This is a genomic window from Cupriavidus respiraculi (assembly GCF_914271545.1).
GTDB lineage: Bacteria > Pseudomonadota > Gammaproteobacteria > Burkholderiales > Burkholderiaceae > Cupriavidus > Cupriavidus respiraculi.
In genome coordinates this window covers 907,319-933,639 of the sequence record NZ_CAJZAH010000002.1, presented here as the reverse complement: position 1 = coordinate 933,639, position 26,321 = coordinate 907,319, and the positions used below count along the sequence as shown (strand labels likewise).

General features: G+C 66.7%; 28 protein-coding genes. 18 read left to right on the top strand and 10 right to left on the bottom strand.

Features of this window, described 5'->3' with window-relative positions; translation table 11 throughout:
* Positions 1-134 precede the first annotated feature (134 nt).
* Together LDO27_RS12155 and cysM are read left to right on the top strand one after the other, a co-directional pair.
* Positions 135-1,433, top strand: coding sequence for a solute carrier family 23 protein (locus LDO27_RS12155; RefSeq protein WP_222201624.1), 1,299 nt, complete (start codon positions 135-137; stop codon positions 1,431-1,433).
* Between the two features lie 97 nt (positions 1,434-1,530).
* A complete protein-coding gene (cysM, locus tag LDO27_RS12150; protein ID WP_222201623.1) occupies positions 1,531-2,433 on the top strand; it encodes a cysteine synthase CysM in 903 nt (300 codons plus the stop codon).
* Between the two features lie 79 nt (positions 2,434-2,512).
* On the opposite strand, the gene mltB is transcribed toward cysM, so the two are convergent.
* Entirely contained in the window at positions 2,513-3,628 is a 1,116-nt protein-coding gene (mltB, locus tag LDO27_RS12145; protein ID WP_224041993.1) for a lytic murein transglycosylase B, read from the bottom strand.
* A gap of 119 nt (positions 3,629-3,747) precedes the next feature.
* Between mltB and LDO27_RS12140 the strand changes: the two genes are divergently transcribed.
* From LDO27_RS12140 to LDO27_RS12105, 8 genes are all read left to right on the top strand, one after another.
* Entirely contained in the window at positions 3,748-4,671 is a 924-nt protein-coding gene (locus LDO27_RS12140; protein ID WP_222201621.1) for a histone deacetylase family protein, read from the top strand.
* A 10-nt stretch (positions 4,672-4,681) separates the two neighbouring features.
* Positions 4,682-5,509, top strand: a complete 828-nt coding sequence (locus LDO27_RS12135; RefSeq protein WP_224041992.1) for an enoyl-CoA hydratase — start codon at positions 4,682-4,684, stop codon at positions 5,507-5,509.
* A 191-nt stretch (positions 5,510-5,700) separates the two neighbouring features.
* Entirely contained in the window at positions 5,701-6,735 is a 1,035-nt protein-coding gene (locus LDO27_RS12130) for a methionine ABC transporter ATP-binding protein (protein WP_222201620.1), read from the top strand.
* Positions 6,725-7,378, top strand: a complete 654-nt coding sequence (locus tag LDO27_RS12125) for a methionine ABC transporter permease (protein ID WP_222201619.1) — start codon at positions 6,725-6,727, stop codon at positions 7,376-7,378. The genes LDO27_RS12130 and LDO27_RS12125 overlap by 11 nt, the downstream gene beginning before the upstream one ends.
* Before the next feature lie 86 nt (positions 7,379-7,464).
* The gene (locus tag LDO27_RS12120; RefSeq protein WP_222201618.1) at positions 7,465-8,262 is read left to right on the top strand and encodes a MetQ/NlpA family ABC transporter substrate-binding protein; all 798 of its coding nucleotides are present in this window, start codon (positions 7,465-7,467) and stop codon (positions 8,260-8,262) included.
* A 221-nt stretch (positions 8,263-8,483) separates the two neighbouring features.
* Positions 8,484-9,233: an electron transfer flavoprotein subunit beta/FixA family protein gene (locus tag LDO27_RS12115; RefSeq protein WP_222201617.1), complete on the top strand. Its 750-nt coding sequence runs from the start codon at positions 8,484-8,486 to the stop codon at positions 9,231-9,233.
* Between the two features lie 18 nt (positions 9,234-9,251).
* Positions 9,252-10,187: an electron transfer flavoprotein subunit alpha/FixB family protein gene (locus LDO27_RS12110; protein ID WP_222201616.1), complete on the top strand. Its 936-nt coding sequence runs from the start codon at positions 9,252-9,254 to the stop codon at positions 10,185-10,187.
* Between the two features lie 103 nt (positions 10,188-10,290).
* Positions 10,291-12,075 carry an acyl-CoA dehydrogenase gene (locus LDO27_RS12105; RefSeq protein WP_224041990.1) on the top strand — a complete coding sequence of 595 codons (1,785 nt, stop codon included), beginning with the start codon at positions 10,291-10,293 and terminating at the stop codon, positions 12,073-12,075.
* An 85-nt stretch (positions 12,076-12,160) separates the two neighbouring features.
* Here LDO27_RS12105 and LDO27_RS12100 read toward each other — a convergent pair whose 3' ends face one another.
* Complete coding sequence (locus tag LDO27_RS12100) at positions 12,161-13,453, bottom strand: D-amino acid dehydrogenase (RefSeq protein ID WP_224041988.1); 1,293 nt, start codon at positions 13,451-13,453, stop codon at positions 12,161-12,163.
* A 108-nt stretch (positions 13,454-13,561) separates the two neighbouring features.
* On the opposite strand from LDO27_RS12100, the gene LDO27_RS12095 reads away from it, so the two are divergent.
* On the top strand, positions 13,562-14,065 hold the full coding sequence (locus LDO27_RS12095; protein WP_222201613.1) for an Lrp/AsnC ligand binding domain-containing protein: 504 nt from the start codon (positions 13,562-13,564) through the stop codon (positions 14,063-14,065).
* Positions 14,066-14,113: 48 nt separating this feature from the next.
* On the opposite strand, the gene LDO27_RS12090 is transcribed toward LDO27_RS12095, so the two are convergent.
* A complete protein-coding gene (locus LDO27_RS12090; protein ID WP_222201612.1) occupies positions 14,114-15,160 on the bottom strand; it encodes a serine hydrolase in 1,047 nt (348 codons plus the stop codon).
* Positions 15,161-15,472: 312 nt separating this feature from the next.
* On the opposite strand from LDO27_RS12090, the gene LDO27_RS12085 reads away from it, so the two are divergent.
* Positions 15,473-16,189, top strand: coding sequence for a LuxR family transcriptional regulator (locus LDO27_RS12085; RefSeq protein WP_224041986.1), 717 nt, complete (start codon positions 15,473-15,475; stop codon positions 16,187-16,189).
* Positions 16,190-16,360: 171 nt separating this feature from the next.
* On the opposite strand, the gene LDO27_RS12080 is transcribed toward LDO27_RS12085, so the two are convergent.
* Positions 16,361-17,446, bottom strand: a complete 1,086-nt coding sequence (locus tag LDO27_RS12080; protein ID WP_222201610.1) for a PA0069 family radical SAM protein — start codon at positions 17,444-17,446, stop codon at positions 16,361-16,363.
* A 146-nt stretch (positions 17,447-17,592) separates the two neighbouring features.
* Between LDO27_RS12080 and phaZ the strand changes: the two genes are divergently transcribed.
* Positions 17,593-18,828: a polyhydroxyalkanoate depolymerase gene (gene phaZ / locus LDO27_RS12075; protein ID WP_224041984.1), complete on the top strand. Its 1,236-nt coding sequence runs from the start codon at positions 17,593-17,595 to the stop codon at positions 18,826-18,828.
* Positions 18,829-18,846: 18 nt separating this feature from the next.
* Here the strand turns inward: phaZ and LDO27_RS12070 are convergent, their stop codons facing one another.
* The 5 genes from LDO27_RS12070 to LDO27_RS12050 all read right to left on the bottom strand — a co-directional run bounded on the left by LDO27_RS12070 (position 18,847) and on the right by LDO27_RS12050 (position 22,053).
* Entirely contained in the window at positions 18,847-19,083 is a 237-nt protein-coding gene (locus LDO27_RS12070; protein ID WP_222201608.1) for a hypothetical protein, read from the bottom strand.
* Between the two features lie 152 nt (positions 19,084-19,235).
* The gene (locus LDO27_RS12065) at positions 19,236-19,724 is read right to left on the bottom strand and encodes an NINE protein (RefSeq protein ID WP_222201607.1); all 489 of its coding nucleotides are present in this window, start codon (positions 19,722-19,724) and stop codon (positions 19,236-19,238) included.
* A gap of 253 nt (positions 19,725-19,977) precedes the next feature.
* Positions 19,978-20,133, bottom strand: coding sequence for a hypothetical protein (locus LDO27_RS12060; protein WP_222201606.1), 156 nt, complete (start codon positions 20,131-20,133; stop codon positions 19,978-19,980).
* Positions 20,134-20,366: 233 nt separating this feature from the next.
* Positions 20,367-20,771, bottom strand: a complete 405-nt coding sequence (locus LDO27_RS12055) for a hypothetical protein (RefSeq protein ID WP_222201605.1) — start codon at positions 20,769-20,771, stop codon at positions 20,367-20,369.
* Positions 20,772-20,934: 163 nt separating this feature from the next.
* Complete coding sequence (locus LDO27_RS12050; protein ID WP_377747183.1) at positions 20,935-22,053, bottom strand: PQQ-dependent sugar dehydrogenase; 1,119 nt, start codon at positions 22,051-22,053, stop codon at positions 20,935-20,937.
* 144 nt (positions 22,054-22,197) lie between these two features.
* Between LDO27_RS12050 and rpsP the strand changes: the two genes are divergently transcribed.
* From rpsP to LDO27_RS12025, 5 genes are all read left to right on the top strand, one after another.
* Positions 22,198-22,452, top strand: coding sequence for a 30S ribosomal protein S16 (gene rpsP, locus LDO27_RS12045; protein ID WP_222201603.1), 255 nt, complete (start codon positions 22,198-22,200; stop codon positions 22,450-22,452).
* Positions 22,453-22,514: 62 nt separating this feature from the next.
* Positions 22,515-23,198 (top strand): ribosome maturation factor RimM, encoded by a 684-nt coding sequence (gene rimM, locus LDO27_RS12040; protein WP_377747181.1) that lies wholly within the window; start codon positions 22,515-22,517, stop codon positions 23,196-23,198.
* A 22-nt stretch (positions 23,199-23,220) separates the two neighbouring features.
* The gene (trmD, locus tag LDO27_RS12035; protein ID WP_222201602.1) at positions 23,221-24,003 is read left to right on the top strand and encodes a tRNA (guanosine(37)-N1)-methyltransferase TrmD; all 783 of its coding nucleotides are present in this window, start codon (positions 23,221-23,223) and stop codon (positions 24,001-24,003) included.
* Between the two features lie 70 nt (positions 24,004-24,073).
* Positions 24,074-24,469 (top strand): 50S ribosomal protein L19, encoded by a 396-nt coding sequence (gene rplS, locus LDO27_RS12030; RefSeq protein WP_222201601.1) that lies wholly within the window; start codon positions 24,074-24,076, stop codon positions 24,467-24,469.
* 130 nt (positions 24,470-24,599) lie between these two features.
* A complete protein-coding gene (locus LDO27_RS12025; RefSeq protein WP_224041982.1) occupies positions 24,600-25,280 on the top strand; it encodes a CoA pyrophosphatase in 681 nt (226 codons plus the stop codon).
* Between the two features lie 18 nt (positions 25,281-25,298).
* Here the strand turns inward: LDO27_RS12025 and LDO27_RS12020 are convergent, their stop codons facing one another.
* A complete protein-coding gene (locus LDO27_RS12020; protein WP_224041980.1) occupies positions 25,299-26,147 on the bottom strand; it encodes a sulfurtransferase in 849 nt (282 codons plus the stop codon).
* Between the last annotated feature and the right edge of the window lie 174 nt (positions 26,148-26,321).

The following is a 26,321-nucleotide window of genomic DNA, read 5'->3' as shown; positions in this document are numbered from 1 at the left end:
TCCGAGCGCCTTCGCAGCGCCCATACCGCGCGGTATGATGCGGGCGCTGCGCGGGGTCGGTCCCGCCAACTCAACACCATAACCATGCCGGGCGGCGTCAGGCCGAAGCCCGGCGACACAACGGGAGTGCAACGATGGCAAATGGCGAGGACACGGGCTTCCTGCCGAAATGGCGATTGAAGACCGAAGGGGTGATCGGACCGGACGAGATGCTGCCGCCGGGGCAGACCATCCTCGCCGGCATCCAGCACGTGGTGGCGATGTTCGGCTCGACCGCGATCGCGCCCATCCTGATGGGCTTCAATCCCAATATCGCCATCCTGTTCTCGGGCATCGGCACGCTGATCTTCTTCCTGTGCGTGCGCGGGCGCGTCCCGAGCTATCTCGGTTCGAGCTTCGCCTTCATCGCCGTGGTGATCGCGGCCACCGGCTATGCCGGCAGCGGTCCCAATCCGAACATCCCGGTCGCGCTGGGCGGCATCGTCGCCGCCGGCGCGCTCTATACGGTCATCGGCCTGGTGGTGCAGGCGGTCGGCTATCGCTGGGTGGAAAGGCTGATGCCGCCCGTGGTGACCGGCGCGATCGTCGCGGCGATCGGCCTGAACCTGGCGCCCGTGGCGGTCAAGGCGGTCAGCGCCGCGCCGCTGGACACCTGGATCGGCCTGCTGACGGTGGTGGCGGTCGGCCTGGTGGCGGTGCGCGCGCCGGGCATGGCGGGGCGCCTGCCCGTGCTGATCGGCGGCCTGATCGGCTATCTCGCCTACTATGTCTGCGCGAACACGCTGGGCATGGGCAAGGCCATCGACTTCTCCGGCGTGGCGTCGGCCAGCTGGTTCGGCATGCCGGCCTTTACCACCCCGGTGTTCGAGATGAGCGCGATGCTGCTGATCGCGCCCGTGGCCATCGTGCTGGTGGCCGAGAACCTGGGCCATATCAAGGCGATCGGCGTGATGACGGGCCGCAACCTGGACCCGTATATCGGCCGCGCCTTTATCGGCGACGGCATCGCCACGATGCTGTCGGCGGGCGGCGGCGGCACGGGCGTCACCACCTATGCCGAGAACATGGGCGTGATGGCGGTGACGCGCATCTATTCCACGCTGATCTTCGTGGTGGCGGCGCTGGTCGCGATCCTGCTCGGATTCTCGCCGAAGTTTGGTGCGCTGATCCTGACCATCCCGGGCCCCGTGATCGGCGGCCTGACCATCGTGGTCTTCGGCCTGATCGCCGCCACGGCGGGCCGGATCTGGGTCGAGAACAAGGTAGATTTCTCCAATTCGCGCAACCTCATCACGGTGGGCGCGACGCTGACCGTGGCCGCCGGCGACCTCACGCTGCGCTTCGGCGGCATGACGCTGGGCGGCATCGGGACCGCCACCTTTGGTTGCATCCTGCTGTACCACCTGCTGGGCAAGCGCCGATCGGAACAGTGAACCGGCGGCGGCCGGGGGCGGCGCGCTGCCGCCCTGCCGCCAACGAGGGCATGGTGACTGGATTACAATGGGCGCCGACATCGGAACCCACTGCACCATGGCCTACAAGACGATCGAAGACACCATCGGCAATACGCCGCTGGTGCAACTGCAGCGCATCCCCGGCGCGGCGAATGCCGAGCGCGGCAATGTCATCCTCGGCAAGCTAGAAGGCAACAACCCGGCCGGCTCGGTCAAGGACCGTCCCGCCGTATCGATGATCGCGCGCGCCGAAGCGCGTGGCCGCATCAAGCCCGGCGATACCCTGATCGAAGCGACCTCCGGCAATACCGGGATCGCGCTGGCCATGGCCGCCGCCATTCGCGGCTACCGCATGGTGCTGATCATGCCCGAGGACTTGAGCCTGGAGCGCCGCCAGAGCATGGCCGCGTATGGCGCCGAGATCGTGCTCACGCCGGTCAAGGGCGGCATGGAATACGCCCGCGACCTGGCCGACTCGATGGAGCGCGAAGGCAAGGGCATCATCCTGGACCAGTTCGCCAACCCGGACAATCCGCAGGCGCATTACGAAACCACGGGCCCGGAAATCTGGCGCGACACCGAAGGCCGCATCACGCATTTCGTATCCGCGATGGGGACCACCGGCACCATTACCGGCGTGTCGCGCTATCTGAAGGAGCAGAACCCGCAGGTGCAGATCGTCGGCGCGCAGCCGGCGGAAGGCTCGCGGATCCCCGGCATCCGCAAGTGGCCCGAGGCCTATCTGCCGAAGATCTACGATGCCCGGCATGTCGACCGCACCGAGCCGGTCAGCCAGGCGGACGCCGAACATATGGCCCGCCGCATGGCGCGCGAGGAAGGCATCTTCTGCGGCATCTCGGCCGCCGGGGCGCTGTGCGTGGCGCTGCGGATTGCCGAAGAGGTGGAGAACGCGACGATCGTGTTCGTGGTCTGCGACCGCGGCGACCGCTATCTGTCGACGGGGGTGTTTCCGGCGTGAGGGGTTCTTCCCAGGGGCAAGAAAAAAGCCGCGGATTTCGCGGCTTTTTTCGTATGGGGTGTCAGGACGCCAGAAAACCTCAAACCATCGCCGCCTTCACCGCCTCGCCCAGCTGATACACCGACAGCGCATAAAAGAAGCTGCGGTTATACCGCGTCAGCACATAGAAATTGCGCAGGCCGATCATGTACTCGGTGGGCGCGTCCGGCGTCGGCAGGTCGACCACCAGCACGCCCGTCTCTCCCTCGCGCGCGATGTCGATGGGCTCGTCCACGCGCAGTCCCGCCTTGAGCAACTGGTTCAGGGTCCGCGTCGGCCACGGTTCGCCATCCGCCGCGGCGGCCGCTACGCCGCGGCTGCCCTCGTCCTGCCCCAGGCGCCAGGCCACGGGCCTGCCGGGTTCCCAGCCATGCAGCTGCAGAAAGCGCGCGACGCTGCCGATGGCGTCGACCGCGCTGTTGCGCAGGTCGATGCGGCCGTCGCCGTTGTAGTCCAGCGCATACTCGCGCAGGCTCGTCGGCATGAACTGCGGGATGCCGATCGCGCCGGCATACGAGCCCAGCACGGAGAAGACGTCGGTGCGGGTTTCACGGCACCACAGCAGGTAGTCCTGCAGCTGGTTGCGGAACAGCGTGGTGCGCGCGGCGCGGTTGGGCGTGTCGGGATAGTCGAATGCCAGCGTCGACAGGGAGTCCATCACGCGGAACGTGCCCATGTCGCGGCCGTAGATGGTTTCGACGCCGATGATGCCGACGATGACCGAGGCCGGTACGCCGAACTCGGCTTCCGCGCGGCGCAGCGTGTCGCGATGCTCCTGCCAGAAGCGCACGCCGGCGTTGATGCGGATCGGCTCGATAAAGCGCGAGCGATAGGCGCGCCAGCTTTTCCGGCCCGGCGTCGAGGGCGGCATGATCAGGCGCGCCACGGTGGCGGAGTAGGCGGTCTGGCTGAACCAGTCGTTGAGCGCGGCGCGCTCGAAACCGTGCCTGACGACCATCTCGTCGATAAACGCGCGGGCTTGCGCATTGCCGCCGTCGGCGCGATAGCGGCCGGGATCGATTTCTTCTTCACGGATGCTGACGCGGCGTTTGCCGGCGGCGAGCAAGTTGGGGGAGATGCCACACAGGCCCAGGGCGGCAGCGGAGAGTGCGGCGCCCAGCAGCGGGCGGCGCAGGGAGCGCTCGATGTCGGTCATGGTGTCCTTTGCAAGTCGGGACCGAGTATAGCGGATGCCTCCCGCCGTCCGGACGAGGGCGGCGGCGGCCATCTCCTGTGCTACCGTAGCGACTGGAGACAACATCGCGAAAAAACAAGATGCCAACGGGCTACTACACGCACCCCGAGTTCCTGCTTCACGAGATGGGACACTTCCATCCGGAATGCCCGGAACGCCTGACCGCGATCGAAGACCATCTGATCTCCCATGGCATCGACGGGCTGCTGGACCGGCGCGAAGCGCCGGCGGCCACCACGGAGCAGCTCGAACGCGTTCACCGGCCCGACTACGTCGCCTCGCTGGCCGAATGCAGCCCGGCCAGCGGTTATCACGCGATCGACCCCGATACGTCGATGAACGCCCACACCCTCGCCGCAGCCGTGCATGCGGCGGGCGCCGCCGTGGCGGCCACCGACGCCGTGATCTCGGGCGAGCTGGAAAATGCCTTCTGCTGCGTCCGCCCGCCCGGCCATCACGCCGAGCCGGACCGCGCCATGGGCTTCTGCTTCTACAACAACGTGGCCGTGGCGGCCCGCCATGCGCTGCAAGCCCACGGGCTGGAACGCGTGGCCGTGATCGATTTCGACGTTCACCACGGCAATGGCACCGAGGCCGCCTTCCGCGGCGATTCCCGCGTGCTGATGTGCAGCTTCTTCCAGCATCCGTTCTACCCGTACAGCGGCACCGAGCACGTGGCCGCGAACATGTCAAACATTCCGCTCCCCGCCTACAGCAACGGCATGGTGGTGCGGGAGGTGGTCGAAACCATCTGGCTGCCGCGCCTGAACGAGTTCAAGCCGCAGATGCTGTTCATCTCGGCCGGCTTCGACGCGCATCGCGAGGACGACCTGGGCCAGATGGGCCTGGTGGAGCAGGACTACGCCTGGATCACGGGGGAACTGATGGCGGTGGCCCGCGCCCATGCGCAGGGGCGGATCGTCAGTTGCCTGGAAGGCGGATACAACCTGAGCGCGCTGGGCCGCAGCGTGCTCGCCCATCTGAAGGTACTGCTCGAAGGCTAGGGAGGGCGCGATGGCCGAGAACGATGCTGGCGCTGTGGTGGGTGCCGCGGCGGGGAACCAGTCCGAAACCGTCGGCGAGAGCCGGGACGGCGCGGGCGTAGTCCGCCTGACGATGAACCGGCCCGATGCCTTCAACGCGTTGTCCGAAGCCATGCTCGACGCGCTGACCGCGGCGCTGGCGCGGCACGCGCAGGACCCGACGGTGCGGGTGGTGGTGATTGCCGGTGCCGGCAAGGCCTTCTGTGCCGGCCACGATCTGCGTGAGATGCGCGCCAACCCGTCGCACGACTACTACCGCGGCCTGTTCGAGCGCTGCACGCGGATGATGATGGCCATCCAGCGCATGCCGCAGCCGGTCATCGCGCGCGTGCACGGCATCGCCACCGCGGCCGGATGCCAGCTGGTGGCGATGTGCGATCTGGCCGTGGCGGCGGACGATGCGCGCTTCGCGGTGTCCGGGGTGAACCTGGGCCTGTTCTGCTCGACGCCCGGCGTGGCGCTGTCGCGCAACCTGCCGCGCAAGCAGGCGCTGGAAATGCTGCTGACCGGCGACATGATCGACGCGGCGCAGGCCCAGGCGCGCGGGCTGGTCAACCGGGTCGTGCCGGCCGCGGAACTGGATGCCGAGGTCGCGCGACTGGCCGCGGCCATCCTGGCCAAGCCGGCCGCGGCCATCGCGGCGGGCAAGGGGCTGTTCTACCGCCAGCTGGAAATGGGCGTCGAGGCGGCCTACCAGCTCGCCGGCCAGACCATGGCCTGCAACATGATGGACGACGCCGCGCTGGAGGGTGTCCAGGCGTTCCTGGACAAGCGCCCGCCTGCCTGGTGTGGCGCCTGAGGCGCCGGCCGGCGTCGAAAGTGGCCTCTCAGGCCGTCTATATTCCCTGTACTTCTAAGGACATCGGTAAAAAGTCGTTTCTGGCATGAAGCGGATCGCTTAAAATGCACGCTTCCACAAGAACATAAAAATGCGGCAACAGCGCTGGAGACCCCAAATCTCGCCTGTTGCCGTTTTCTTTTCGCCTTCTCATGATCGAACTGCAAGGTCTGTCGCAGCGTTTTCCCGGCGGGTCGGGGGATGTGCATGCGCTGCGGGATGTGAGCCTGTCCATTGCGGCGGGCGAGGTCTTCGGCATCATCGGCCGAAGCGGCGCGGGCAAGAGCACCCTGGTGCGCGCCATCAACCTGCTCAACCGGCCCACCGATGGCCGCGTCGTGGTCGACGGCCAGGACCTGACCACGCTGGACAACGATGCCCTGCGCCGCGCCCGCCGCGACATCGGCATGATCTTCCAGCACTTCAACCTGCTGTCCTCGCGCACGGTCTATGAGAACGTGGCGCTGCCGCTGGAGCTGGCCGGCCAGAGTCGGGACACCATCGCCGCCACCGTCCTGCCTTTGCTCGACCTGGTCGGCCTGACCGCGCTCAAGGATCGCTACCCGTCGCAGATCAGCGGCGGCCAGAAGCAGCGCGTGGGCATTGCGCGCGCGCTGGCGTCCAAGCCCAAGGTACTGCTGTCGGACGAAGCCACCTCGGCGCTGGATCCGGAAACGACGCGGGCCATCCTGGATCTGCTCAAGAAGATCAATCGCGAGCTGGGCCTGACCATCGTGCTGATCACGCACCAGATGGAAGTGATCAAGCAGGTCTGCGACCGCGTGGCGGTGCTCGAGTCCGGCCGCGTGGTCGAGCAGGGCCGCGTCATCGACGTGTTCCTGCGCCCGCAGCACGAAGTCACCCGCGCCATGATCGGCGACGTCATCGCGCAGGAGCTGCCGCAAAGCGTGCTCAAGCGCGTGGAAAGCCGGCTCGGCAACGGCCGCGACCATGTATATCGGCTGGCCTTCACCGGCGAGGGCGTGGACCAGCCCGTGCTGGCCCAGGCCATCCGCCGCTATGGGCTGGACTTCAATATCCTGCATGGCCATATCGACGAGATCCAGGGCCAGGCGTTCGGCTCGCTGGCCATCATGGCCACCGGGGAACCGGCCGATGTGAAGGCGGCCATGGAATATCTGCAGCAGCAGGGCGTGGTGGTGGAGGAGATCGAACATGTGGTCTGAGTTGCTTGATCTGTTCCTGGTGTCGTTCGGCGAAACCATGCTGATGGTGGGCATCTCCGGCGTGGTCGGGGCGCTGCTTGGCGTGCCGCTCGGCGTGGTGCTGCACCTGACCAATCGCGGCGGGGTGCTGGCGCATCCGCTGTTCAACCGCACCATCGGCGTGGTGGTCAACGCGGTGCGGTCCATTCCGTTCATCATCCTGCTGGTGGTGGTGATTCCGTTCACGCGCTTCATCGCCGGCTCGTCGATCGGCACGGCGGCGGCCGTGGTGCCGCTGACCATCGCCGCCATTCCGTTTATCGCGCGGCTGGTCGAGAGCGCGCTGCGGGAGGTCGACAAGGGCCTGGTCGAGGCGGCGCAGGCCATGGGCGCCACCACGCGCCAGATCGTGTGGAAGGTGCTGCTGCCCGAGGCGATGCCCGGCATCGTGGCCGGCCTGACGATCACCTTCGTCAGCCTGGTGGGCTACTCCGCCATGGCCGGCGCCATCGGCGGCGGCGGGCTCGGCGACCTCGGCATCCGCTATGGCTACCAGCGCTACATTACCGAGGTGATGGTGGCGGTGGTGGTGATCCTCATCGTGCTGGTACAGGCGGTGCAGAGCTTTGGCGACTGGCTGGTGCGCCGGATCAGCCATCGTTGAACCGGGTTCGCCCGGCAGAGAGTTTCCCGGTCGCATACAACATCAACACAAGCATCAACTCCAGAGTCAAGGAAGGAAGTCACAACATGCAACGTCGTAGCTTGCTGCAATGGATTGCCGGTGTCGCCGTGGGCGCCACCCTCGCGACGGGCGCCACCGCCCAGGACAAGCCGATCAAGATCGGCGTGACCGGCGGCCCGCACGCCCAGATCATGGAACAGGTCAAGAAGGTCGCCGCCAAGGATGGCCTGAACATCCAGGTGGTGGAGTTCAGCGACTACATCCAGCCGAACGCGGCGCTGGCCGCCGGAGACCTGGACGCCAACAGCTACCAGCATCTGCCGTACCTCGAGGCGCAGATGAAGGACCGTGGCTACAAGTTCGCCAATGTCGGCTTCACCGTCACGTTCCCGATGGGCGTGTATTCGAAGAAGATCAAGTCGCTCGACCAGCTCAAGCAGGGCGCGCGCGTGGGCGTGCCCAACGATCCGACCAACGGCGGCCGCGGCCTGCTGCTGCTGCAGAGCAAGGGCGTGATCAAGCTGCGTCCGGACGCGGGCCTGAAGGCCACGCCGCTGGACGTGGTGGAGAACCCGAAGAAGATCCGCATCGTCGAGCTGGACGCCGCGCAACTGCCGCGCTCGCTGGACGACCTGGACGCCGCCGCGATCAACGGCAACTACGCCGAGTCCGCCGGCCTGTCGCCGACCAAGGACGCCATCGCGTCGGAAGGCCCCAAGGGTCCGTACGCCAACCTGATCGCCGTGCGCGCCGCGGACAAGGACAAGCCGTGGGTCGCCAAGCTGATCAAGGCCTACCACTCGGCCGAGATCAAGGACTACGTCGCCAAGACGTACAAGGAATCGGTCATCACCGCCTGGTAAGCGGCGTGCCCGGGCTGACGCGGGCAAACCGAAGAAAACGTCGAAATCCGTGTGCCGCTGCGATTCCTGCGGCACAATAGGCGCCAGATTTTTCATTGCCGGGCTTTGCCCGGCAATTCTTTGCCGATAAAATAGTACGGTCGTTCGAAAAGCAAGAGGGCCATCGACCCGGTGGTTATAATGGCGGGCGAACCAATTTCTGACTATCAGTGGAGTAGCGCATGAAAGTACTTGTCGCAGTCAAGCGCGTGGTGGACTACAACGTGAAGGTCCGTGTGAAGTCCGATGGCTCGGGTGTGGATCTGGCCAACGTGAAGATGAGCATGAACCCGTTCGACGAGATCGCCGTGGAAGAGGCGGTGCGTCTGAAGGAAGCGGGCGTGGCCACCGAAGTGATCGCCGTGTCGTGCGGCGCAACGCAATGCCAGGAGACGCTGCGCACTGCCATGGCCATCGGCGCCGACCGCGGCATTCTGGTGGAGAGCAACGAGGACCTGCAGCCGCTGGCCGTCGCCAAGCTGCTCAAGGCCCTGATCGACAAGGAACAGCCCCAACTGGTCATCCTCGGCAAGCAGGCCATCGATGACGACTCCAACCAGACCGGTCAGATGGTTGCCGCGCTGGCGAACCTGCCCCAGGCCACCTTCGCCTCGAAGGTCGTGGTCGCGGACGGCAAGGCTTCGGTGACCCGCGAAGTCGACGGCGGCCTCGAAACCCTGTCGGTGACCCTGCCGGCCGTCGTGACGACCGACCTGCGCCTGAACGAGCCGCGCTACGTCACGCTGCCCAACATCATGAAGGCCAAGAAGAAGCCGCTCGAAACCGTGAAGCCGGAAGACCTCGGCGTCGACGTGGCCCCGCGCCTGTCGACCGTCAAGGTGGTCGAGCCCGCCAAGCGCAGCGCTGGCGTGATGGTGCCGGACGTCGCGACGCTGGTGCAAAAGCTGAAGAACGAAGCCAAGGTCATCTGAGCGGCCAGGAGATAGAACATGACTGCACTCGTCATTGCTGAACACGACAATCAATCGATCAAGGCCGCCACGCTCAATACCGTGACGGCCGCCGCCCAGACCGGCGGCGATGTCCACGTACTGGTGGCCGGCTCCAATGCCGCTGCCGCTGCCGCCGCCGCCGCGAAGATCGCCGGCGTCTCCAAGGTGCTGCTGGCCGACGCGCCGCATTTCGCCGACGGCCTGGCCGAGAACGTGGCGGAGCAGGTGCTGGCCGTCGCCAGCGACTACAGCCACATCCTGGCCCCCGCCACCGCCTACGGCAAGAACATCCTGCCGCGCGTGGCCGCCAAGCTCGACGTGGCCCAGCTGTCCGACATCACCCGCGTCGACGGCCCCGATACCTTCGAGCGTCCGATCTACGCCGGCAACGCGATCGCCATCGTCAAGTCGTCCGACAAGGTCAAGGTCATCACCGTGCGTGGCACGGCGTTCGACCCGGCCGCCAGCGAAGGCGGCTCCGCCTCGGTCGACAACGTGCCGGCCGCCGCCGACGCGGGCGTTTCGCAGTTTGTGTCGCGCGAAGTCACCAAGAGCGATCGTCCCGAACTGACCGCCGCCAAGATCATCGTCTCCGGTGGCCGCGGCGTGGGCTCGGGGGACAACTACACCAAGGTGCTGACGCCGCTGGCCGACAAGCTGGGCGCCGCGCTGGGCGCCTCGCGCGCGGCGGTGGACGCGGGCTTCGTGCCTAACGACTATCAGGTCGGCCAGACCGGCAAGATCGTCGCGCCGCAGCTCTATATCGCCGTCGGCATCTCCGGCGCGATCCAGCATCTGGCCGGCATGAAGGACTCCAAGGTGATCGTGGCGATCAACAAGGATGCCGAAGCGCCGATCTTCTCGGTGGCCGACTACGGCCTGGTCGGGGACCTGAACACGGTCGTGCCGGAACTGGTCGCGGCGCTGGGCTGACAGGCCCGGGGCACCGCCCGGCAAGGGGCGGTGCGGACAGCATTGCAAGCCGTTCCGGGCGCCGCCCGCGAACGGCTTTTTCATACCTACAACGGAGACTTCGATGACCTACCGTGCCCCGCTCAAGGAAATGCTGTTCGTGATGAACGAGCTTGCGGGTCTTGATGCCGTCAGCCGCCTGCCCGGGTTCGAAGATGCGACGCCCGACACCGCGCAGGCCGTGCTGGAAGAGGCGGCCCGCTTCAACGAAGAGGTGGTGGCGCCGCTGAACCGGGCCGGCGACATCGAGCCGAGCGCGTGGCACGACGGCGAGGTCCGCACGACGGCCGGATTCCGGGACGCCTTCCGCCAGTTCGGCGAAGGCGGCTGGCAGGGCGTGCTGCATCCGCAGGAGTTCGGCGGGCAGGGGCTGCCCAAGCTGATCGCAACCGCTTGCAACGAAATGCTGAACTCGGCCAACCTGTCGTTCGCGCTGTGTCCGCTGCTGACCGATGGCGCGATCGAGGCCCTGCTCACGGCCGGCACCGAAACGCAGCGGGCGACGTTCCTGCCCAAACTGATTTCGGGCGAGTGGACCGGCACCATGAACCTCACCGAGCCGCAGGCCGGCTCGGATCTGGCCGCGGTGCGCACGCGCGCCGAGCCGCAGGGCGACGGCACCTACAAGCTGTCCGGCACCAAGATCTTCATCACCTATGGCGAGCACGACATGGCGGACAACATCGTCCACCTCGTGCTGGCCCGCACCCCGAATGCGCCCGAGGGCGTCAAGGGCATCTCGCTGTTCATTGTCCCGAAGTTCCTGGTGAACGACGACGGCTCGCTCGGCGCTCGCAACGACGTGCATTGCGTCTCGATCGAACACAAGCTCGGCATCAAGGCCAGCCCGACGGCGGTGCTGCAGTTCGGCGACCACGGCGGCGCCATCGGCACGCTGGTCGGCGAGGAGAACCGAGGTCTGGAGTACATGTTCATCATGATGAACGCCGCGCGCTTCTCGGTCGGCATGCAGGGGATCGCGGTGTCCGAGCGCGCCTACCAGCAGGCGGTGGCGTTCGCCCGGGAGCGCGTGCAGAGCCGGCCGGTGGACGGCTCGGCGCGCCAGGCCGTAACGATCATCCACCATCCCGACGTGAAGCGGATGCTGATGACGATGCGTGCGCTCACCGAAGGCGGGCGGGCGGTGGCCTATGTGGCCGCGGCCGAGAGCGATACGGCGCACCAGCATCCCGACGAAGCGGTGCGCAAGGAAAGCCAGGCGGTGTACGAATTCCTGGTGCCCATCGTCAAGGGGTGGAGCACGGAACTGTCCATCGACGTGACGAGCCTGGGCGTGCAGGTGCACGGTGGCATGGGCTTTATCGAGGAAACGGGCGCCGCGCAGCACTACCGCGATGCGCGCATCCTGCCGATCTACGAGGGCACCACGGCCATCCAGGCCAACGACCTGGTCGGCCGCAAGACCGTGCGCGACGGCGGCGCGGTGGCGCGCGCGCTGTGCGCCCGCATCGCGGAAACGGAGGCGCGGCTGGGCGACCACGGCGGCGCCGCGTTCGGCGCGATGCGCCGGCAGCTGGCCAAGGCTCGGGAAGCGCTGGTGGAGGCGATCGACTTTATCGTCGCCAATGGAAAATCCGATCCGAACGCGGCCTACGCGGGCAGCGTGCCGTATCTGAAACTGTGCGGCATCGTGTTCAGCGGCTGGCAAATGGGCCGCGCGATGCTGGCGGCCGATGCGGGCATGGCGGACGATCCGGCATTCTGCGCCGCCAAGATCGCGACCGGCCACTTCTTCGCCGAACACATCCTGTCCCAGGCCGGCGGCCTGCGCGACGCGATCGTGGCCGGCGGCGCGGCGACCGTTGCCTTGTCGGAGGCACAGTTCTGACCGGCTGAGCGGGCACCAAAAAAGAAGACGGCCCCGAGGGGCCGTCTTTTCGTTTCAGTGCCGTTGCGTTGAGTCGCCGCCAGCATCACGCCGTGGCCGGCCGCGGCATCGGGTGCCGCTGCGTCTGCCGCTGGTAGCGCGCCACCGACAGGTCGTCCGCGCGGATCGCGGGCGAGGTGCCCGAGACCAGGTCCGACAGCAGCTTGCCGGACCCGCACGCCATGGTCCACCCCAGCGTGCCGTGTCCGGTGTTCAGCCACAGTCCTTTTACCGGGGTCGGGCCGACGATGGGCGTGCCGTCGGGTGTCATCGGGCGCAGGCCGGTCCAGAACGTGGCGCGGCTGACATCGCCGGCACCCGGGAACAGGTCGGTGACGACGTGCTCCAGCGTCTTGCGCTTGGCCGGATCGAGCGTCTTGTCGTAGCCCACGATCTGCGCCATGCCGCCGACGCGGATGCGGTCGTCGAAGCGCGTAATCGCCACCTTGTAGGTCTCGTCAAGAACCGTCGACACCGGGCTGCGCGCGGCGTCGGTCATCGGCACCGTGATCGAGAAGCCCTTGAGCGGATAGACCGGGATGCGCAGGAAGTTCTGCACGAAGGGCGTGGACCAGCTGCCCAGCGCCACCACCACCAGATCGGCGAAGGTCGGCTCGCCGGCGATCACCGCGCCGGTCACCGCATCGCCCTGGGTCAGGAGGCTGTCGATGGAGCGGCCTTGGACGAATTTCACGCCAAGGCCCTCGGCCATCGCGGCAAGCCGCTGCGTGAACAGCTGGCAATCGCCGGTCTCGTCGTTGGGCAGGCGCAGGCCGCCGGTCAGCTTGTCGCCGGCCGCGGCCAGCGCCGGTTCGCTGAGGGCGAGTTCCTCGCGCGACAGCAGCTCGTACGGCACGCCGGCCTCTTCCAGCACGGCGATGTCCTTGGCCGCGTCTTCGAGCTGCGCCTCGGTGCGGAACACCTGCAAGGTGCCCCGCTGGCGGCCCTCGTAGGCGATGCCGGTATCGGCCCGCAGCGCGCGGATGCAGTCGCGGCTGTACTCGGCCAGGCGCACCATGCGCTCCTTGTTGGTGGCATAGCTGCGCGCGTTGCAGTTCATCAGCATCTGCCACATCCACTGCAACTGGAACAGGCTGCCGTCCGGCCGGATCGACAGCGGCGCATGCTGCTGGAACATCCACTTGATGGCCTTCAGCGGCACACCCGGCGCCGCCCAGGGCGATGCATATCCCGGCGATATCTGCCCGGCGTTGGCGAAGCTGGTGCCCAGCGCGGGCGCGGCTTCGCGATCCACGACGGTGACGTCGTGGCCTGCCTTGGCCAGATACCAGGCGCTGGTCACGCCAATGACGCCGCTACCGAGAACTAGAACACGCATCTTTCGGAACTCCGACCGGAATGTCAGGTGGGTATAGGATTTCCGTCTATGTTATTGGAACTCATCCAGTCATAATTCACGAATAATTCACGGAAACAGTAAATAGTCATGCGAACGACCCGACTGCCGCAGCGCGGCCTGGATCGGCTGGACCGCAGGATCCTGACGCTGCTGCAAGGCGACGGCAGGATGTCGATGAAGGACCTGGCCGAGGCGGTCGGGCTGACCATCACGCCGTGCATCGAGCGCGTCAAGCGCCTGGAGCGCGACGGCATCATCATGGGCTACTACGCCCGCCTCAACCCGGCGCTGTTGGGCAGCGGGCTGCTGGTGTTCGTCGAGATCTCGCTGAACAACAAGGCCGGCAACATGTTCGAGCAGTTCCGCCGGGAGGTGCTGCGGATTCCCGAGGTGCTCGAATGCCATCTGGTGTCGGGCGACTTCGACTACCTGCTCAAGGCCCGCATCCGGGAGATCGGCGAGTACCGGCGGCTGCTCGGCGATATCCTGCTCCAGTTGCCCGGCGCGGCCCAGTCGAAGAGCTATGTGGTGATGGAGGAGATCAAGGAGACGCTGGCCATCTCGGTGGACGAGCGGGGCCAGGCGGGCTGAGGCCGGCGCGGCCGGCGCCGCGCGGGACGGAACGCCATCGCGGCCCGCTCAGGCCTTGCGCGGATACATCTGCTTGATCGATGTCGATACCGCTTCCAGCGCCCTGACGATGGGCGCGACGAATTCGCCCGAGCGCGTCATCGAATTGCTGGACTCGCTCTTCCAGTTCAGCACAAAGCAGAAGGTTACCGGCACATCCCGTACGCGCATCTGACCCGCCACGCAGATGCAGTGAAAGCCGGCCCAGTCGATGCTCCCGCCCTTGCCGTACGCGACCGTGTCGTCCGGCACGATCACCGGCATGGCGTTGGCCATGGCCGAAATCCGCTTGAATTCCTTCAGTGTGGCGGGCTTGGCGAAGAACTTGCCGCTGAGCGCCTGCTGGTACCAGCTCACCATATCGTTCGGCGAACTGAGCATGGCCACGTCCGGATTGATGACGGTCGAGCGGGCGGTGTAGCCCAGGCCGTCGATGTTCTGGGTGCCGGCCCAGCCGATGTCCACTCCCAGTGGCGCTCCGGCCAGATACGAGAACTCCATGCGGGTGGAGTCGGGGATCTGCGTCTGCGCCAGGCCCGCCTCGGCGATCAACGCGCGCACCCGGGCCGGTTCCGCCTGCGCGATGGCGATATCGGTCGCGGTGTTGTCGCTGTGGGCGATCATCGCCTCCAGCACATTGCGATAGTGCGTGGTGCCGGTCAGTCCTTCGAATACGCCGCCGCCGGGCGAGCGGCGCAGATCGCTCACTTCCACGGTACTGTCCCCGGTAATGCCGTTGCGCGACACTTCGCTGTCCCGCAGGAATTGCCCGAGGATGAAGGTCTTGATGGCGCTCCCCACGAACAGCTGCCGTTCCGGGAAATAGCTCGCGGCCCACGGGCTGTCCGGTACGTCCGCGCGGACCAGTGCGCCGGTCATGTCCGGTTCCAGCCGGGCGAAATCGTGGATCGCGTTCTGCAGCTCCACCGGGGCGGTCTGCGCCATCGATGAATCGCTGCAGGCAGCCAGGGCCGGGGCCACGACGGCCGCGCTGGCGGCGCGCAGGAGTTGGCGCCGACCCATCGGGGTGTGGAGTGCGCGGTCGAAGAGCTTCATGGGTGGATGTCCTTGTCAGGTTGCGCAGTTCCCATGCCTGTTCCCCGTATGGGCCCGGCATGTCGCAGGGTCGCGGGCTCGACCTTAGCAAAACGAGGGTGTGCCCAATAGCCTGCTGAATAGCAGGCTATGTCCACGCCTGGTCTCCCGCCAGCATTGTTCCCGTATCAGGGTGAGAGACGGCAATGCATGCGCGCATGCGCGGCGTGCCGGCGATCAGGGGAGCGTGCGCGCGAACGGAGGCGCCATGGTGGCTCGGATCTGTCCCATGCCTTCCGCAACGCGGGAGGAACAAGAGGGGGAGCGGCCGGCGTGGCGCCGATTCCGCGCCAATTTGCGGTTGGCGAGCGGGGTTTGCCACCGTTGCGGCGCTGTGGCAATGTGTCGGCGTCTGTTTTGGAGACTTCCAAACTCGCGCCGGGACACGAAATGACCAAGTCCGCTACCGAAGAGGCCATCGTCCGCTTTGCCGACAGCGTGCCGGATGCCGTCTTTCTCGTGAACGAGGTTGGGAAGATCCAGTACATCAACAGGGCATGCGTCGACACGCTGGGATTTCCGCGCGGCGATATCGTCGACCAGGCGATCATGGATCTGGTGGTGCCGGCCGACCGGCAACGCACGCGCGCCGAAGCAGCCAAGGTGCTGGCCGGCGCGAGCCGCGTGGGTTTCGAGAACCGCTATCGACACAAGGACGGGAGCGACGTCCATTTTTCGTGGTCCGCGTCATGGCTCGAGCCCCAGCGGTTGCGCATCGGCGTGGCGCGCAACACCACCGCGCTGCACGCCAGGCCGATTGCGGGCGGCGAACTCCTGCCGCCGCTTGAATTGCTGTGGTGCCTGGCACCGTATGAGCGCCGGGTATTGCAGTTGCTGCTGACGGAAGCCAGCGAGAAACAGATTGCGCAACGGCTGGAGCTGGCGGTCTCGACCACGCATTCCTATGCGACCGGCATCTACCGCAAGCTGGGCGTCAAAGGCCGCCTCGGCCTGATGAGCCTGTGCATCGGCCTGCTGGCCAGGCGCTAGCGGCGCACCGCGGGCGGCCGTGGCGTCTTTCCTGTGGCTACGCGCCAGGACCTTTCGTGCGACGGCCTATCGCCCGCAGTTCGGCGAACCGATGGGCCTGCGGGTGCTGCTCGACCGCGGGGTGGTCGATAGGCGCGGCGACGTGATGGCTGCGGGAGGGCATGGCGGTCGCTAGAACAGCACGCCTTGCCCACTGTCCTCCCCGGGGCGCCGGAACAGATCCGTGCGCAGCGGCGGCCGTTCCGCGTTGAGCCCGAATTTCTGGCAAGCGAGCCGGAAGCGCTGGCTGATCAGTTCGGCGAAGATGCCGGTCCCGCGCATGCGGGTGCCGAATTGCGCGTCGTAGAGTTTGCCGTCACGCATGTTCTCGATCACGCTCAACACGTGCTTCTTGCGGCCCGGGTAGTGTTGCTCCAGCCATTCCGCGAAAATGTCGCGTACCTCCAGTGGCAGCCGCAGCAGCACGTAGGCCGCCGAAGACGCTCCGGCCTGCGACGCCGCTTTCAGAATGTTCTCGAGTTCGTAGTCGGTCAGCGCGGGGATGACGGGGGCAAAGATCACCCCCGTGGGAATGCCCGCATCCGCCAGCTTCCGGATGGCTTCGAGCCGCCGCGTGGGCGTGCTGGCCCGGGGTTCCATATTCCGCGCGATGTCGGCATCCAGCGTTGTCACCGACATGAACACCCGCGCGAGCCCTTTGGCCGCCATCCTTTCGAGGATGTCGATATCCCGGGTCACCAGCGCGGACTTGGTGGTGATCGCCACCGGATGCTGGAAGCGCTCCAGCGTGGCCAGTATCTCCCTGGTGATGCAAAGCTTGCGTTCGACGGGCTGGTACGGGTCGGTATTGGTGCCGATCGCAATGACGCTGGGCACATACGACTTTCTTCCCAGCTCCCGCGCGAGCAGCTGCGCGGCGTTGGGCTTGGCGAACAGCCTCGTTTCGAAGTCGAGCCCGGGAGAGAGGCCGAGATAGGCATGCGTGGGCCGCGCGAAGCAGTAGGAGCAGCCATGTTCGCAACCGCGGTACGCGTTGATCGATTGGTCGAAGGGAACATCGGGCGACTGATTGCGGGTGATGATCGTCCGCGCGTCTTCCAGCACCAGCGTAGTCTTCGGTGCGGCGCGGGCGCCATGGAGCTCCTCGAGTTCTGACAACGCCCCGTCGTCGGCTTCGCGCGACCAGGCCTCGAAACGGGACTCCGAACTGGTCAGGGCGCCTCTGCCCTTGTGAAACTTGGGAATTAGTGACGACATCTTTGCCTGTCCGGGAATGGCTGCTGGTACTGTATGAATGTACAGTGTCGACGGCCTGTTCCGCCAGTCCCAAAGCTTGGTCGCTCGCGCCCCGGTATCCATAATGCGGATTGGAGCCGCGTCCGCGGCCGTCCCATGGAGAGCCTATGCGGCATGGCACGCGCGCAAACCACCTCGCCACGTTCAATCCTTTTGCCGCCTGGGGTCAGGCGGCCGACGCGGCGTGGGCGGTCGCCCCCTATCCGTTTTCGCTGCTGAGCAGACGGCAGCAGTTCGAGCAGTATTACCAGTGGTTTCAGAAGGGCATGGAGGCGCTGGGCGTGCCGGGCTTCGATATCCACGGCGTCGCGGTGGAAGGAAAGTCGGTCGCGGTGGAACAGACCGTCGCCATCGACACGCCGTTCTGCAAGCTGCTCGCCTTCCGGCGCGATCCGGCCGTCGTCGGCGCCGACAGCCCGCGTGTACTGCTGTGCGCGCCGCTGGCGGGCCACCGCGCCGTACTGCTGCGCGACACCGTGCTGGCTCTGCTGCAGCACACCGACGTCTATCTCACCGACTGGATGGATGCCCGGGACGTCCCGGTGTCGGCCGGCCGGTTTGGCCTCGACGACTTCGTGCTGCTGCTGGAGCGCTTCATGCGCGAGCTTGGCGCCGCCAGGCTCGATGTCATTGCCGTTTGCCAGGCCACCGTGCCGGCCCTGGCGGCGGTTTCGCGATTGGCGAACGCCGGCGAGGAGGAGGCACGCAGCCTCACGCTGGTCGGCGGCCCCGTCGACGCACGGCTGTCGCCAACCGCTTTGAACCGCATGGCGGTCAGCATGTGGCTGCCGTGGCTGGACGCCAGCGCCATCGGTACCGTGCCGGCCGGCTATGCGGGCGCGGGGCGCAGGGTGTATCCCGGTTTCCTGCAATATCCGTCACTGGTCGCCGCGCATCCGGACCGGCAGTTCAAGCTGATGGCCGACTACCTGTATCGCCGCCCCCGATGCGATGCAGAGACCGCGCGCGGCATCGACCGCGCGGTGGCGGAATATGGCGCGGTGCTCGACATGCCGGCCGAATTCTTTCTCGACACGCTCCGCGTGGTGTTCCAGCAGATGCTGCCGGCGAGGGGCACGTGGTCGGTCGCCGGTCAGGCCGTGCGGCCGGAATGCCTGCGCCGCACCGCGCTGCTGACGATCGAAGGACAACTCGACGATATTTCCGGGGCGGGGCAGACCCACGCCGCGCACGGGCTTTGCACCGGCCTGCCGCTGGCGCGCAGACGGCGCGTGACGGTGCCGGGGTGCGATCACTACGGGTTGTTCAGCGGCGATCCGTGGCGGAACAAGGTCCATCCTGTCGTACGAGGCTGGATGGCCGCCACGGAGCCGCAGGCATAGTATGGGATGCGGCGCGGCTCAGCCGCGCGGTGTGGACATGGTGCCGGCGCCGCGATCCGCGGCCGCCGGGGTTGCATACATCGGCCGCGGTATCTTCCGGTCGTCCTTCGCCGTGCCGGCTTCGTTGTCGTCCTCGATCATCGTTCGCGCCAATCTCAGCGCGGCGCTTGCTTCGTCGCGCGACAGTCCGGACGAAAGGACCATCCGCACCGTGAGGGCCGCGAGCCGGCCCACCTCGTAGCTTGGGGTATTCATCTCCACTCCTGGCAGTGACCGCATGGCCCGCCGCCGCCTTGCCGCGCGCGGGCAGTGACAACAGTATGGTCCACAGTCGGCCCAGTGGGATGACGTGTGTCAAATAAGCGCGGGCTTGCCGAACCGGAACTGCAGGCCGGGTGCGGCGGCCTTCACTGCGACAGTTCGCGCGCCGCTTCGACCTGCGATTCGAAGAAGGTCTGAAAGCTGATCGCCAGGCCCGCCATCAGCAGGCCCGTGCCGATCAGCAGCGACAGAATCACCAGGATGACCACCGGCCAGCCCGACCGCGTCGGCCGGCCCTGCGGATTGAAGCGGGCATCCCATTTGTCGTCCGGCCGCAGGCCATAGACGATCGCGGCAAGAAAGGCGCTGATCAGCGAGGTGCCGCCTGCTACGGCGAACGTCCAGTTCAATGCCGGAGCGCCGGCGCCGACCACCATCGAGGCGATGCCAATCGCGCCGGCGAGCGTGGCGAGCAGATGGAGCCACGCGTACTTGTCGCCCGCGCCGCCAAGATAGAAGCGATGCGCGCCCAGCGAGCCGAACAGAAAAGCCAGGGCCACCGTCAGCAATTTCGATTTGCGGCCAGACGCGGCTGGGCGGGCAGGGCGAGCGGGGGCGGAGGCGGTAGCGGACATGTGCGGTAGCAATGAAAAACGCCGGCAAGGCGCCGGCGATGGGTGTGAAACCGTGGAAAGCGGCGGGCACGCGAGCGTATGGCCCGCGACGCCGCCATTGTACGCCGTCACCCATGAGCGACGGGCCGCTTGCGAGACATGGGCTGCCCGTGCAAGGACCGGTGGCGGTTCGTGTATCGGACCGTCAGGCCGTGCCCGCAGCCAGGGCGCTGGTGCAAAACGCGCAATGTCTTGCAGCAACGTCCGGAATGCGTCATCGGGGCGCGGTGGAGAACAGGCTGAACAGGGATTTGGCGTGTTCGCCGGCGGTGGTTTCGCCGTAAAGCACCATGGACAGCAGCGCCATGAACAGCACGGCCAGCGTCAGTTGACCGGCGTGACGGGCCAGATCGGAAAATAGGGAGAACATAAGGACCTCGTTGGTTGGGGAACGGAGGCCGCGCCCGTCGCCGGGGCAATACAGAAGGTGCCGGGGAGAGGCATGTCAGTACGCGTCTGCCGTCTGCGCACGACGGCACGCTGCTGATCACCGGTCAGCGCCGGGCGGCAGCCAGTATGGTCCGGCGAACCGGAGCCACGACTTTTCGACTCCTGACCAATTGGGCAAGTTCCGGCACGTCTCCCGCCGAGCGGGCGCCCGGATCAGCGTACGCCTTCGCGTTCCCGCGCCTGCCAGCCGGGGCCGGCGTGGCTCTGGCGCGCCTCGGGGCGGGCATTGTCGGCCTGGTTGTCGCGTTCGGCCGGCCTGCCCCGTTCATCGTTGCGCAGTGGCTGGGAAGGGACGCCGCGGCCGCTGAGCCGATCGTCGGCGCGGGCGCGGGCTTCCATGCGCTCTATCTGAGCGCGGACATGGTCCGCGCTCTGCGTTCGCATGACGATGGGTTTGATATCGCTTTCCGACAGGCGCTCGGTGGCCGGCATGACGCCGCCGGCGTTGCCTTGTTTCCAGAGGGCGACTTGTGCGTGGCTGCCGGCCGTCAGGACCAGCAGCGACGCGGCCAGCAGTACGCCAGCCACCATGTCGCGCAGGGGAGAGCGGAAAAGCATGCGGAATCCAGGTCCTGTCGCGTGTTGTTCGTTGTGGCGATTTCGACCATGGTACTTACCGCTATTTGGGGAGCCTATGCCAATCCCGTTACCGGTGTAACGGATTGTTTCGCCCGCCGGCGTGGCCCTGGCGCACCGTCAACGGGCCTCGGGCACGGCCCGGTCACGGGGCGTAGCGGATGCGATAGACGGCGCCGGCAAGGTCGTCGCTGACCAGCAGCGAGCCGTCCGGCGCGACCTCCACGTCTGCCGGCCGGCCCCACGGTCCGCCACTGCCAAGCCAGCCCTGCGCGAACACTTCCTGCCGCACCGCCTTGCCGGCGTCGTCCAGCACCACGCGCTTGACGCGATAGCCCACGCGCTCGCTGCGGTTCCAGCTGCCATGCTCGGCGATGAAAACGTTGTTGCGGAATTCCGCCGGAAACTGCTTGCCGGTGTAGAAGCGCATGCCCAGCGCGGCCACATGCGCGCCCAGCTTGGCCACGGGCGGCTCGAATCCGTTGCAGCCCCGACCCTTGCCGAACTCGGGGTCGACGACGCTGCCGGCGTGGCAGTACGGGTAGCCGAAATGCAGGCCGGCCCGCGGCGCGCGGTTCAGTTCGTCATCCGGCTGGTCGTCGCCCATCCAGTCGCGGCCGTTGTCGGTGAACCAGAGCTCGCGGGTGGCGGGATGCCAGTCGAAGCCCACGGTGTTGCGTACGCCCTTGGCGACGACCTGCAAGTCGGAGCCGTCCGGCTTCATCTTCATCAGGTTGGCATAGCGGTTCTCGTCGCGCTGGCAGATGTTGCAGGGCGCGCCGACCGGAACATAGAGGTAACCGTCGGGGCCGAAGGCGATGAACTTCCAGCCGTGAGGCGTCTCCGTGGGGAAGCGGTCACTTACCACCACCGGCTTGGGCGGGTTCTCCAGCCGGGCCTCCACATCGTCTATCCGCACGATCCGGGACATCGAGGAGGCATACAATGCGCCGTCGCGGAACGCGACACCCACCGGCTGGGACAGGCCCGTGGCCACCTTGTGCACCTTAGGCTGTTTCCCCAGCGGTTCCGTGACGGCGTAGACCGCGCCCGCGGCGCGGCTTCCGACGAAGAGCGTGCCGCCCGGCGAGATCGTCATGCCGCGTGCGTCCGGCACCTTGTCCGTCACCAGTTCGATGCGGAATCCAGGCGGCAGCTTGAGCTGCTCGAGCGCGATCTGTGCGTTGGCGGGGCTGGCCAAAGCGAGCCAGACGCTCAGTGCAAGCAGGGCCTGGACGATAGAAAAGCGGCGATGGTGACGCACGGTTTCTTCTCCATTGGGGTTTTCGCCACGATGCCCGCGGCGTCACGACGCGTCAACCACCCTAAGTGTTTGTTTGGGCTCGGGTATTGGGCTATACTCTCGCGTTTCGTGTTCGAACACCAAGTTTTCTGAGGAATCAATCCCATGGTCGTAATCCGTCTGGCTCGTGGTGGCAGCAAGAAGCGCCCGTTCTTCAATATCGTTGCAGCCGATTCGCGTAACCGTCGCGATGGCCGTTTCATCGAGCGTATTGGCTTCTACAACCCGCTCGCTTCGGAATCCGAAGAAGGCCTGCGCCTGGCGCAAGACCGCCTGACCTACTGGCAAGGCGTTGGCGCGCAGCTGTCGCCGACCGTGGCTCGCCTGGTCAAGCAAGGCGCCGCCAAGGCCGCCGCCTGATTGGCATCCCCACTGGCAGCGGCGCGATGTGGCCGATGCCGGTTGAAGTGCGATAGCGCTACGTGAGCGAAAAGCCGAGCGACAAGCCGGGTGCCGTGAACAGGCGGCCATTGAATGTGCCGCCCGCGTCCACGCGCGCCACGCCGAAGCAGGTCGCGAAGTTTCCGGCGGCCGTTGTCTGCACGGAGGGCCTGCCCGACGATTTGGTCGAGGTGGGCTATGTCGGCGCGGCTTATGGCATTCGCGGGTGGATCAAGGTCCAGCCGCATGCCGACGACGCGGGCGGGCTGCTGAATGCGGGCCGCTGGTGGCTGTTGATGCCCCCGCGCACCGGCGTGCAGGCTGCCGGATCCGGGCAGCCCGAGGCGCTGAGCGTGAAGATCGCCCAGTCGCGCGAGCATAGCGGCACGGTGGTGGCGCAGGCGGTGGGCATATCGGACCGCAATCTGGCCGAGGCACTGAAGGGCCGCCGCGTCTGGATCCGGCGCGCGGACTTCCCGGCGCCCGCCGACAACGAGTTTTACTGGGTCGATCTGATCGGCTGCGCCGTGTTCAACGAACAGGGCGAGAGCCTCGGCGAAGTGTCCGGGCTGATCGACAACGGCGCGCACCAGGTATTGCAGGTGGCCTACGTGCAGCCGGATGGCAAGGCCGACGAGCGGCTGATCCCCTTCGTCGACGCGTATCTGCGCACCGTGGACACCGCGGGCAAGAAGATCGTGGTGGACTGGGGGCTGGACTACTGAGGCCGTGGAGAAGGGGAAGCGGATGCAGTTCGATGTAATCACGCTGTTTCCCGAGATGTTTCGCGCCCTGACCGACTGGGGTATCACCAGCCGGGCGGCCAAGCAGCAGCGCTATCAGTTGCGTACCTGGAATCCGCGAGATTTCACCACCGACAATTACCGGACCATCGACGATCGCCCCTACGGCGGCGGCCCTGGCATGGTGATGTTGGCGAGGCCGCTGGAAGACGCGCTGGACGCGGCTTGCGCGGCCCAGGCCGAAGCCGGGGCTGCGCCGTCGCACGTGGTGTTGATGTCGCCGCAGGGCGCGCCGCTCACGCATGCCAAGGCGGTGGAGCTGGCGCGCAAGCCGAGTCTGGTGCTGCTGTGCGGCCGGTATGAGGCGATCGACCAGCGGCTGATCGACCGCCGTGTCGACGAGGAAATCAGCCTCGGCGATTTCGTGCTGTCGGGCGGCGAGCTGCCCGCGATGGCGGTGATCGATGCCGTGGTGCGGCTGTTGCCGGGCGTGCTGGGCGATGCCCAGTCCGCGGTGCAGGACAGCTTCGTCAATGGCCTGCTGGACTGTCCGCACTACACGCGGCCGGAAGAATACGAAGGCGTACGGGTCCCCGACATCCTGCTCGGTGGCCATCATGCCGAGATTGAAAAATGGCGGCGCCAGCAGGCGCTCGTCAACACTGCCAAGAAGCGGCCCGATCTGATCGTGGCGGCGCGCAGTCAAGGTTTGCTATCTCGTGCCGACGAGAAATTCTTGTCGGAATGGTTGGCGAAAGAAGGGCGGGAGTTCGCTCCCGCCGGTTGAAACCCCATCCTCTGCCGGGGCCAGGAAGACCTGGGCACACAACGCCGGCATGATGGTCAAGGAGAAAACGATGAACATCATCGAGCAGATCGAGAAGGAAGAGATCGCGCGTCTGACCGCGAACAAGACCATCCCCGCATTCGCACCCGGCGACACCGTGATCGTCAGCGTGAATGTGGTCGAAGGTAACCGCAAGCGCGTCCAGGCGTACGAAGGTGTCGTGATCGCCAAGCGCAATCGCGGCCTGAACTCGTCCTTCATCGTGCGCAAGATCTCGTCGGGTGAAGGCGTGGAGCGTACGTTCCAGCTGTACTCGCCGCTGATCGCCGGCATCGAAGTGAAGCGCCGTGGCGACGTGCGCCGCGCCAAGCTGTACTACCTGCGTCAGCGTTCGGGCAAGTCCGCGCGGATCAAGGAAAAGCTGGCGTACAAGGCCGCGCCTGCCAAGGCCGCCGCGGCGGAGTAAGCCAAGGCTGGATGACCGGTTCGCCGGTCGTCGCTGCGCAAAAAGGGCACCTTCGGGTGCCCTTTTTGCTTGATGCGGCCAGACCGTATGCGCCGGCTTGTCTATCGGGCTTCTGTCATACTTTGCCGTTATGCGTCCCGTCTTCGACCCCGAATCACTTCCCGTTCTCTCCGTCGACTCGCAGCGGCCGCCACTGGGCGAACCGCGGCTGCAGCCGGACTTCATCCGCCATCGCTTCCGCTCGCCCCCGGCCTGGGCGCCCGAGCTGACGGACGAATCGAAGCTGTACGACCGCAGCATGGCGTTGCGCGACGCGGCGGTGCTGATTCCGCTCGTCGAACGCGAGGACGGGCTGACTGTGCTGCTCACGCAGCGCAACGCCAACCTGACGGCCCACGCCGGCCAGATCAGCTTTCCGGGCGGGCGGTGGGAGGAGACGGACGCGAACCGCGTCGAGACGGCCTTGCGGGAAACGGAGGAGGAGGTCGGCCTGCACCGCAGCTTTATCGAGGTGCTGGGCGCGTTGCCGGACTACATCACCGGGACGGGCTTTCACGTCAGCCCCGTGGTGGCGCTGGTGCGCGATGGCTTCGTGCTGCGGCCCGATGTGCGGGAAGTGGCCGATGTGTTCGAGGTGCCACTGGCCTTCCTGATGGACCCGTCGCGGCACGAGCGGCGCCTGTTCCGCTGGATCGACGGCGAGCGGCTGTTCTACGCCATGCCGTTCCCGCGCGAGGACGGCGGGCATCGCTTTATCTGGGGCGCCACCGCCGGCATGCTGCGCAACCTGTATCACCTGCTGGCGGCCTGACCGGCTGCCAGCGCGCAGTCAGGCTGCCGTGGCCTGCTGCCCCGCGTGGCAGTGCGGGCAGCTCTTGCCCACCACGTATTCGGGACGCTGCTGTTCCTCCGGCGTGACCACCGCACGGCAGGCGAAGCACTGCTTGGGCCCCGCCGGCAGCAGTTCGGGATTCAGCGCCGTACGGTAGTCGAAGACGAAGCAGTCGCCGCGGTAGTGGCTGCCGCCCACTTCCTCGAAGTACTTCAGGATGCCGCCCTCGAGCTGGTACACGTTCTCGATGCCGGCCTGGTGCATATGGATGGCGGCCTTTTCGCAGCGGATGCCGCCAGTGCAGAACGACACCACGGTCTTGCCTTCGAACTCTGCGCGGCGCGCCGCCACCGCGGGCGGGAAATCGCTGAACTTGGCGATGTCGTAGTCCACCGCCTGCTCGAACGTGCCGACCGCGACCTCGAAGGCATTGCGCGTGTCCAGCATCACCACCGGCCGGCCCTCGTCGTCGTGCCCTTGGTCCAGCCACCGCTTCAGGTCCACGGGCCGCACCGACGGCGCGCGTCCTTCCTCGGGCCGGATCAGCGGCATCTTCATCGTGATGATTTCCTTCTTCTGGCGCACCAGCATGCGCTTGAAGGGCTGCGTGTCCGACAGGCTTTCCTTTGGCTCGATGGCGGCAAAACGCGGATCGTCGCGCAGCCACGCGACGAAGCCGTCGATGGCCTCGCGCGTGCCGGCGAGGAACAGATTGATCCCTTCGGGGGCCAGCAGGATCGTGCCCTTCAGACCCAGCGCCTCGCACCGCGTGCGCATCGCGGGTCGCAGGGTTTCGATATCGTCGAGCGTGACGAAGAGATAGGCGGAAATATTGACGATCTGCATGTGCCGCGAGCCTGGCCTGCGCGGTGAAGCGCGCAGTAACTGCCTGATTGGAAAGGCGAAATTATAGCCGTTTCGGGCCGCGATCCGGGCCTTGCCGGCGGCTCTTTCGGCGTATCGCGCGCGGGCGCCACACACATGCGGTTACGGAAAGGAGGCCGCTCGCTGCGGTGTGAG

Excerpts from the sequence above, each read along its gene's own strand:
- LDO27_RS12120 (WP_222201618.1), top strand. The coding sequence starts at position 7,465 with ATGCAACGTCGTAGCTTGCTGCAATGGATTGCCGGTGTCGCCGTGGGC.
- LDO27_RS12025 (WP_224041982.1), top strand. The coding sequence starts at position 24,600 with ATGCGTCCCGTCTTCGACCCCGAATCACTTCCCGTTCTCTCCGTCGAC.
- LDO27_RS12110 (WP_222201616.1), top strand. The coding sequence starts at position 9,252 with ATGACTGCACTCGTCATTGCTGAACACGACAATCAATCGATCAAGGCC.
- rpsP (WP_222201603.1), top strand. The coding sequence starts at position 22,198 with ATGGTCGTAATCCGTCTGGCTCGTGGTGGCAGCAAGAAGCGCCCGTTC.
- LDO27_RS12100 (WP_224041988.1), bottom strand. The coding sequence starts at position 13,453 with ATGCGTGTTCTAGTTCTCGGTAGCGGCGTCATTGGCGTGACCAGCGCC.
- LDO27_RS12020 (WP_224041980.1), bottom strand. The coding sequence starts at position 26,147 with ATGCAGATCGTCAATATTTCCGCCTATCTCTTCGTCACGCTCGACGAT.
- LDO27_RS12080 (WP_222201610.1), bottom strand. The coding sequence starts at position 17,446 with ATGTCGTCACTAATTCCCAAGTTTCACAAGGGCAGAGGCGCCCTGACC.
- LDO27_RS12060 (WP_222201606.1), bottom strand. The coding sequence starts at position 20,133 with ATGTTCTCCCTATTTTCCGATCTGGCCCGTCACGCCGGTCAACTGACG.
- LDO27_RS12070 (WP_222201608.1), bottom strand. The coding sequence starts at position 19,083 with ATGAATACCCCAAGCTACGAGGTGGGCCGGCTCGCGGCCCTCACGGTG.
- mltB (WP_224041993.1), bottom strand. The coding sequence starts at position 3,628 with ATGACCGACATCGAGCGCTCCCTGCGCCGCCCGCTGCTGGGCGCCGCA.
- phaZ (WP_224041984.1), top strand. The coding sequence starts at position 17,593 with ATGCGGCATGGCACGCGCGCAAACCACCTCGCCACGTTCAATCCTTTT.
- LDO27_RS12155 (WP_222201624.1), top strand. The coding sequence starts at position 135 with ATGGCAAATGGCGAGGACACGGGCTTCCTGCCGAAATGGCGATTGAAG.
- LDO27_RS12135 (WP_224041992.1), top strand. The coding sequence starts at position 4,682 with ATGGCCGAGAACGATGCTGGCGCTGTGGTGGGTGCCGCGGCGGGGAAC.
- LDO27_RS12130 (WP_222201620.1), top strand. The coding sequence starts at position 5,701 with ATGATCGAACTGCAAGGTCTGTCGCAGCGTTTTCCCGGCGGGTCGGGG.
- cysM (WP_222201623.1), top strand. The coding sequence starts at position 1,531 with ATGGCCTACAAGACGATCGAAGACACCATCGGCAATACGCCGCTGGTG.
- LDO27_RS12115 (WP_222201617.1), top strand. The coding sequence starts at position 8,484 with ATGAAAGTACTTGTCGCAGTCAAGCGCGTGGTGGACTACAACGTGAAG.
- LDO27_RS12095 (WP_222201613.1), top strand. The coding sequence starts at position 13,562 with ATGCGAACGACCCGACTGCCGCAGCGCGGCCTGGATCGGCTGGACCGC.
- trmD (WP_222201602.1), top strand. The coding sequence starts at position 23,221 with ATGCAGTTCGATGTAATCACGCTGTTTCCCGAGATGTTTCGCGCCCTG.
- LDO27_RS12125 (WP_222201619.1), top strand. The coding sequence starts at position 6,725 with ATGTGGTCTGAGTTGCTTGATCTGTTCCTGGTGTCGTTCGGCGAAACC.
- LDO27_RS12090 (WP_222201612.1), bottom strand. The coding sequence starts at position 15,160 with ATGAAGCTCTTCGACCGCGCACTCCACACCCCGATGGGTCGGCGCCAA.
- LDO27_RS12065 (WP_222201607.1), bottom strand. The coding sequence starts at position 19,724 with ATGTCCGCTACCGCCTCCGCCCCCGCTCGCCCTGCCCGCCCAGCCGCG.
- LDO27_RS12055 (WP_222201605.1), bottom strand. The coding sequence starts at position 20,771 with ATGCTTTTCCGCTCTCCCCTGCGCGACATGGTGGCTGGCGTACTGCTG.
- LDO27_RS12140 (WP_222201621.1), top strand. The coding sequence starts at position 3,748 with ATGCCAACGGGCTACTACACGCACCCCGAGTTCCTGCTTCACGAGATG.
- LDO27_RS12105 (WP_224041990.1), top strand. The coding sequence starts at position 10,291 with ATGACCTACCGTGCCCCGCTCAAGGAAATGCTGTTCGTGATGAACGAG.
- rplS (WP_222201601.1), top strand. The coding sequence starts at position 24,074 with ATGAACATCATCGAGCAGATCGAGAAGGAAGAGATCGCGCGTCTGACC.